The organism is Nocardia thailandica NBRC 100428, from assembly GCF_000308795.1.
Lineage (GTDB): Bacteria > Actinomycetota > Actinomycetes > Mycobacteriales > Mycobacteriaceae > Nocardia > Nocardia thailandica.
The window spans coordinates 1-4,343 of the sequence record NZ_BAGK01000285.1; the positions used below are offsets into that span (position 1 = coordinate 1).

The following is a 4,343-nucleotide window of genomic DNA, read 5'->3' on the forward strand; positions in this document are numbered from 1 at the left end:
CCAGAGCCTCGGCGAGGGCGTCGGCACCGGGGCGCAGGGCGCCGCGTTCGAGGCCGAGGTGGGGGGCGAGGGCGTCCCGCGCGGCGGTGACGGCGTCGGCGTCGACCCCGCCGAGGTGCTTGATGTAGGCGGCGAGGTCACTGATCTGCTGGTGTCGGCGCGCGGTCGGCGTCGCGGGGTCGGCGAGGGTGCGCGCGACGAGTTCGGGCGTGAGGTCGCCCGCTTCGACGCCGAGCCGGTGCGCGAGGGCGCTGCGCGCGCTGTGCAGGTCGTTGAAGGTGTCGATCGCGTCGGTGGTGAGCGCGTAGTCGACCAGCGCCTCGATCCGGCGCGCCCGCACCTGGTTGTCGCGGTCGAGATCGCGGAGCAGGTCGCGGAGGTCGGCGGGGTCCCGCCCGATCGGGTCCTCGATCCCGAGGCGCCCGGACACGTCGGCGATGTCGGCGAGGATCTCCGCGCGCGTGCGCGGCGGGGGCGGCGCGCCGTCCGCGCCCGGCACGACGGGCAGATTCGCGGTGGGCTCCGCGGCGGGCGGCGTCTCGACCATGCGCCAGGGCCCGATGCCGTCCCGCAGCAGGGTGACATCGGCGGTGCGGCCGTCGATCTCGGTGCGCAGGTGGCGCACCTCCGGCGCGTCGAGCTCGACGATGTGTACCCGTCCGGCCTCGTCGAGCGCCACGGCCCGGATGTCGACGGTGACCTCGCCGCGGTTGAGCCGGTCGAGGAAGGCCGGGTCGGCCCCGGCGAGGGCGCGGGCGAGGGCCCGCTCGTGCCCGCCGCCGGTGTCGACGATCTCGATGCGGTTGTGCATGGTGTCGACGAGCAGGCGGTCCCCCGAATCGGCGGCGGCGAAATCGGCAACGCGCCTGCGGAACTCGTCCAGCACGCCGGTGTTGTCGTCCCATTGCGCGCGGAGCCGGGCGAGTTCGGCGTCGCGGTCGCGTGAGAGCGCCTCCAGGTCGACGCCCGCCAGGTGCGCCCAGGTGGAGCGTTCGTCGCGGAGGCCGGAGCGGCGCAGGGCATTCTCGAAGTACCGGCGCGAACCCTGGTCGCGGCCGGGCTGTTCGTTGTCCTCCAGGTCGTCCCAGTGGCTGGTCCATTCGCCGCCGTTGTTGACCCCGCGCCAGTCCAGGATGCTCGTGTCGCCGCCGTTGGCCGCGACCACTTCCTTCAGGAACGAGCCGAGCGGGTCCTTGCTGCCGAAGCTGTTGGACCGGTAGGGGGTGTGGGCGTTCTCGGCGTCGAAGTCGCGGGCGGCGGCCTCCAGACCCTGGATCACGCCGTCGCGCCGCAGCAGCCGGTATTCGCCCTCGGCCACCGCCCGGTCGAGCGCCTCGGGTCCGAAATCGGTCAGCTCGATCCCGAGTTCGCGTGCCAGCGCCTCCAGGGCGGCCGCGTCGACGAGTCGCTGCCGCACGGCGTCGACCACGTCCTCGGCCCAGGCAGGCATCGGTTCGGTGCCCTCGAGCGCGTCGCCGGTGCGGGAGACCCGCACCGCGGCGTCGTCCGCGCCGCCGTCGGTGAGCGCGCGGTCCGGCGGCTCCGCGCCGTCCGGGCCGTCCGGCAGTGCCGCGCGGCTCTCCGGCTCGAGCAGGTGGTCGAGGCCGGCGTCGCGCAGCTCCTGCTCGATCTGCCTGCGCAGCTCCGGGTCGGCGTCGGTGAGCCACGGCTTGTGTTCGGTGCCGTCGAGATTGCGCAGCGGCAGGAACTCCCCGGCGCGGTCGGCGATCCGCGAGGACAGGTGCCGCAGGATCGGCACGAGCTCCCGGTTCTGCCACATGAGCACACCCTCCTTGAGGATGCGCGCCGGGTTGAACTTGGTCTGCAGCTGTTCGTATTCGTCGCCGGTCGGCCCGTCCGGGGTCGGGTCCTTCATCTTCGTGAGCGGCAGCCCGGCCTCGTGGCCGAGCAGCGACTGGCCCGCGCTGTCGATGCCGGAACCCGATGGGTACTTCGGGTACTCGCCGAGATAGCCGCCGGTGAGCCGGTTCCACAGTCTGCGCAGCCACGACTTCGGTTCCTGGGCGACCCGCACGGCCTGCTCGGCGGCCGGCTCGGCCACCGGCCGCTCCACGCGCCGGACCGGTTCCACGTGCCAGGTGTCGGGCCCGTCGGCGACCAGGCGGACCAGCATCCGCTCGCCGTCCACCTCGATGGACAGGCAGCGGTCGTCGAGGTCCGCGGCGAGCAGGTCGTCCAGGTGCGCCAGGTCGGCGGCGTCCCGGGCCACGTCGGCGCGCGACCTGGCGATGTCGTCGGCGGCGCGGGGCAGGCCGGGATCGGCGGAGAGGCCGAGCCGCGCCGCCCAGCGCCGGGCACGCGCCTCGTGGGGTGCCCGCAGGTCGGGCGCGGCCTCGTGGGCCCGCTGCACCGCGTCGGCGAACGCTTCGACCGCGCCCGCGCGCAGCAGCTGCCGGTAGCGCTGGGCGTCGAGCGCGCCGGGGTCGCCGGGATCGACGCCGAAGCGCGCGGCCAGCCGGGCGAGGGCCTGCTGCGCGGTCTCCGCCCGCGGCACCGCGGGATGCCGCGCGGCCGCGTCGCCGCCGGGCAGGACCGCCGACGGCCGCAGCGGCTGGGCGGGGCCGTCGGGTTCGGGTCCGGTCTCGGGGCGCGGCGCGCCGTTGTCGATGCCCGCGCGGCGCAGTTCGTCGGCCATCCGCGCCCGCTCCGCGGGGTCGCCCTCGACCTGTGACGGGTCGTAGCCGTCCTCGAGTTCGTTCAGGTCGAGGGCGTCGTAGTCGTCCGGATAGCGCATGGGCGCGCCGAGGTCGGCGTCGGGATCCAATGCGCTGTCGAGGAATCCGCGGGCGCGCGCCATGTCGGCGATCTCGGCAAGCGCGCCGCGCGGATCGGCGAGCCCGGTCAGCGCGTCCCCGAGCCCGAGCGCCTCCGCGACGCGGCGGACGTGCTCGGCTTCGGCGTCGGTCAGCGGCGCGACATCCGCATGCGCCGACGGCGGCAGGTCCGCCAGCTCCTGGAGGAACCGTCTGGCATCGTCGAGCCGGCCGCTGCGCCCGCGCACCGGCTCGCCCGGCGTCCGGGCCTCGGCGTCGTCGCCGGTGAGGTCCGGGGACGCGTCGCCCTGCGGCACCAGCTCGCCACCCGCGGGCGGCGGCGCGAAGACGGACCCGGCCGTCGGCCGCCGCGGCTCCTCGGGCTCCGGCATGCGCGCGGTCGGCGGCTGGGACGGCGACTTCTTCGGCGGACCCGCGGGCGCCGCCGGGGGCGCGCCGTCGCCGGGGTCGTCGTCGCCACGCCCACGGCCGTCGCGCCCGGTGCCGCCCGCGTCCGGGTCGGACCCGCGATTCCCGGTCTCGCCGGAGCCCGCCCGCGACGCGTTCGGCCCCGTGCCGTCCGCGTCCGTGAGCGCGGCGAAGCGCGCGGCGATGTCCGCCCGCGCCGCATCGAATTCCCGCTGCGCCCGCAGATACGACTCCAGCGCCGCCGCGTCGGCGGCCGCGTCCCGATCGCGCGCGGCGGGACCGCCCGCCTCCTCCGCGACCGCGAGCAGATCCGCCCGCGCGGCATCGAATTCCCGCTGGGCGCGCAGGTAGGACTCCAGGGCCGCGGCGTCCTCGGCCGCCGCGCGATCGACCCCATCGGGACGGGTGATGTCCGGGTCGGCGCCCGCCGAGACGGTCGTCGGATCGACTCCGTCGGGCCGCGTGGCCGTCCGGTGCGGCCCCTCCGGCGGGGTGGGGTTCGGGCGCGTGATGTCGGGCCGGGTCGCCTCGGCGAATCGGGACGCGATATCGGCGCGGGCGGCGTCGAACTCGCGCTGGGCGCGCAGATAGGACTCCAGGGCCGCGGCATCGGCGGCCGCGTCTTCGGCTCGCGCGCCGGTGAGTTCGTCGCCGAGGGCCGACAGATCGGCGCGGGCCGCGTCGAACGCGGCCTGGGCGCGCAGGTAGGACGCCAGGGCGGCGTCGTCGGCGGCGCGCTCGGCGGCGTCGGGGTGCAGGAGTTCGGCGAAGCGGTCGGCGAGATCGGCACGGGCGGTGTCGAACTCGTGCTGGGCGCGCAGGAAGGACTCGTGCGCGGCCAGGTCGCCGTCGATCGCGTCGAGGTGGGCCAGCGCGTCGTCGGTGGCCAGGTCGGCGCGGCGGGCGCGGTCGCGGTCGGCCTGGTCGGCGAGGGCGTCCTGCCGCCGCACCGCGTCGTCGACGGTGTCGCGCGGGTCGACGGTCTCGCCGGGTCCGACGAGGTCGTCGAGGGTCCGCAGCGGCCGATCGAGCGCCTCGGCGACGTCGTCGAGCGTGCGCATGGTCGCGTCGAGGCGGGTGTCGGCGCGGGTGTCGAGGGCCTCGCCCCGCTCGGGAACGCCGTCGTCCTCCGGTGTGCCG

Annotated in this window: 1 pseudogene; it reads right to left on the reverse strand. The window is 76.4% G+C overall.

From position 1 onward, the window contains the following. Positions 1-4,343, reverse strand: a pseudogene (locus ON36_RS28585) (hypothetical protein); the annotation flags it as partial.